Origin of the sequence: Pelomonas sp. KK5, assembly GCF_001984095.1 — a bacterium.
Lineage (GTDB): Bacteria > Pseudomonadota > Gammaproteobacteria > Burkholderiales > Burkholderiaceae_C > KK5.
This window is the reverse complement of the sequence record NZ_LYVQ01000386.1, coordinates 1-3,342: the sequence shown is the minus strand read 5'-3', so window position 1 is coordinate 3,342 and position 3,342 is coordinate 1. Positions and strand designations below refer to the sequence as shown.

Genomic DNA, 3,342 nt, shown 5'->3' with positions numbered 1-3,342 from the left:
AGGGAAGCGCCCGCGTCATTTCCACGAGCCTCGGCGCTCTGCATCAAGGCCATGTTCAAGACGCCTTGCGACGACACCCTGATCCGCCACGGCGCCGCGGCACGCCCCTGCACGCGCATCGCCCAACGCTGGACCTTGGTGGCCGCCATCCTCGGTTCGAGCATGGCCTTCATGGATGGCACGGTGGTCAACGTCGCATTGCCGGCGATCCAGCGCAGCCTGCACGCATCGGCCGCCGACGCGCAGTGGATCGTCGAGTCCTACGCGCTCTTCCTCGCGGCGCTGCTGCTGGTCGGCGGCGCGCTTGGCGACCGGCTGGGGCGCCGACGTGTCTTCGTGATCGGCGTCGCGATCTTCACCGCGGCGTCGGCCCTCTGCGCCGCGGCGCGCAACTCGGACGCCCTGGTGCTGGCGCGCGCGCTGCAGGGCATCGGCGCTGCGCTGCTCGTACCGGGCAGCCTCGCACTGCTGAGCGCCGGCTTCGCGGAAAGCGAGCGCGGGCGAGCCATCGGCACCTGGTCGGCCTTCAGCGGGGTCACCGCGGCCGTCGGGCCGGTGGTGGGTGGCTTCCTGGTCGACCACCTGACCTGGCGCTGGGCGTTCTTGCTGAACCTGCCGCTCGGCGTCGCGCTCGTGATCCTGAGCATCATGAGGGTCCCGGAGAGCCGCGGCGACGCCGCTCAGGCGCCGACGGACCTGGCTGGCGCGGCGACCGCGACGCTGGGCCTCGCCGGGGTCGTGTTCGCCTTGATCGAGGCCCCCGCGCGGGGCTGGGGTTCAGGCACGGTGATCCTCGCCGGAGGCATCGGCCTCGCGGCGCTCGCCGCCTTCGTCGTGCTCGAGGCGAGCGTGCGCGATCCGATGCTGCCCCTGGGTCTGTTCCGGATCCGCAATTTCTTCGGCGCCAACCTGCTGACCCTGCTGCTCTATGCCGCGCTCGGGGGCGGCCTGTACTTCTTCCCGCTGAACCTGATCCAGGTGCAGCGATACAGCGCAACCGCCGCCGGCGCGGCCCTGCTGCCTTTCATCGCGATCATGTTCGCGCTCTCGCGCTGGGCGGGCACGCTGGTGGACCGCGTGGGCGCGAAGCCGCCTCTCGTCGTCGGACCGGCGATCGCGGCTGCGGGCTTCGCCGCCTTCATGAGGCCCGGGGTAGGCGCTGACTACTGGACGGATTTCCTGCCCGCCGTTTGCTTGCTGGGCATCGGCATGGCGGTGACGGTGGCGCCGCTGACGACGACGGTGATGAACGCCGTTGACCCCGCCCACGCGGGCACGGCGTCGGGGGTGAACAATGCGGTCTCCCGCACGGCCAGCCTGCTCGCGATAGCGGCCTTCGGCATGGTGCTGGCGGCGGCCTTCGATGCGCGACTGGACGAAGCGCTCCTGCGCCTGCAGCTGCCGGCCGGTGCGCTCGAGGCCATCGCCGGGCAACGTCACCGGCTCGCCGGCCTCGAGCTGCCCTCCGGCCTGTCCGGCGACCTTGCGGCGCAGGCGCAGGCGGCGGTCGATCAGGCCTTCGTGGCCGGGTTCCGCCAGGTCATGATGGTGTCCGCCGGCCTCGCGCTGTTCAGCGCGCTCGCGGCCTGGTGGACGATCGACGGCCGCACGCCGCGCGGGACCGTGTCGAACTGACGATGCAAGCTGGCGGCATTCGCTCGTGGCCGTCGCGCTTCCTCCATCCTTGTGTGGACAGCGGCCGCCCCGCCGCATTGACAGCGCTATCGCGCGCGGACAGTCTGCGAAGCCGGGGACGGCGGAAGACACGACGCGGTCCTCGTGGCGTGGCTGTCTTCTTGACCCGGGAGGAATCGATGAACTCGACCACCTTTCGATTGGGTGACCAGGGCGCCGACGTGTCGACGCTCCAGCAGGCGCTGCGGGATGCAGGCTTCAGTCCGGGCGCGGTCGACGGCGATTTCGGCGGCGGGACGCAGGCCGCGGTCATCGCCTACCAGAACAGCGAGGGCCTGCTGGCCGATGGTGTCGCCGGCCCGCGAACGCTGTACAGCCTCGGCCTCGCCGCGGTCCCGACGCTGCCCGACGCCACGCCGCAGCTGACGGTCCAGGTCGTCAGCCGCATGTGCCCGGACGCCCCCATCGGCCACATCAAGCAGAGCCTGCCTGCCCTCACGGCCGCGCTCACCAGGTACCGGCTGGTCGACAAGACGATGCTCCTGATGGCGGTGGCGACCATCCACGCCGAGGCAGCGACCTTCCTGCCCATCGACGAGGGCGTGTCGCGCTACAACACCTCTCCCGGTGGGCGGCCCTTCGACCTCTACGACTTCCGCAAGGACCTTGGCAACAATGCCGTCGGTGACGGCGCGAGATTCAAGGGCAGGGGCTTCATCCAGCTCACCGGCAGGAACAACTACGGGCACTACGGCCCCAGGCTCGCCCCGGCGGTCGATCTGGTCGGCAACCCCGATGCCGCCAACGCGGCCGACACGGCGGCGGACCTGCTATGCCTGTTCCTGTCGGACCGGGAGATCCAGATCAAGGACGCGCTGGCCCATGCCAACATGCAGGCGGCGCGCCGGCTCGTGAACGGTGGCACCTACGGGCTGGACGCCTTCACCGCGGCCTACCAGGCCGGCGATGCCCTGCTGAGCTGAGCGGCGTCGCAGCCGGGGGCGCCGGGCCCCGGCCGGCCCTTGCCGCTGCAGTCTCTCGCCCCGCCGGTGCAAGCTATGCTTGCCGGTCGCGCAGGGGAAGAGAAGATGACAGATCGATTGACGCCGGGCCTGCTGGTGCTGCACGGCAACCGCGCCGAGCTGCTGGTCGACACGGTGATCGAATGGCTGGGCCGGCACCCGCTGGCGCCGCTGGAGGAGGAAGTCTTCCTCGTGCAGAGCAACGGCGTGGCCGAGTGGCTGAAGATGAGCCTGGCCGCCCGCCGCGGCGTGTGCGCGGCCACGCGGGTGGAACTGCCCGCCCGCTTCCTCTGGCGCGCCTACCGGCAGGTGCTGGGGCGCGATGCGGTGCCGCCCACTTCCGACTTCGACAAGCTGCCGCTGACCTGGCGGCTGATGGCCCTGCTGCCCGAGCTGGTGGACCAGCCGGTGTTCGCGCCGCTGGCCGGTTTCCTGGCGGCGGGCGAGGGTGGGCCCGATGAAGGGCGGCGCCGGCTGCAGCTCGCCGAGCGCCTGGCCGACCTCTACGACCAGTACCAGGTCTACCGCGCCGACTGGCTCGAACGCTGGGCCGAGGGCCACGACGACGCACCGCCGGTGCGGGAACTGCCGCCGGACCAGCGCTGGCAGGCTGCGCTGTGGCGCGAACTGCGCGCAGGCGCTGCGCCGGGCAGCCGGCCCGAGCTGCACCAGCGCTTCCTCGCCG

General features: G+C 71.5%; 3 protein-coding genes. All 3 read left to right on the top strand.

Annotation, left to right across the window (positions count from 1 at the left end):
• On the top strand, positions 1-1,635 hold a 1,635-nt coding region (locus B0W88_RS30705), incomplete at its 5' end, for an MFS transporter (protein WP_369973967.1).
• Between the two features lie 179 nt (positions 1,636-1,814).
• Entirely contained in the window at positions 1,815-2,618 is an 804-nt protein-coding gene (locus tag B0W88_RS30700; RefSeq protein WP_077038281.1) for a peptidoglycan-binding protein, read from the top strand.
• A 105-nt stretch (positions 2,619-2,723) separates the two neighbouring features.
• Positions 2,724-3,342 (top strand): exodeoxyribonuclease V subunit gamma (locus tag B0W88_RS30695; protein WP_144007094.1); only part of this gene is annotated, 619 nt, incomplete at its 3' end.

What these genes read in the sequence shown, in the direction of transcription:
- B0W88_RS30700 (WP_077038281.1), top strand. Translation starts at nt 1,815, where the DNA reads ATGAACTCGACCACCTTTCGATTGGGTGACCAGGGCGCCGACGTGTCG.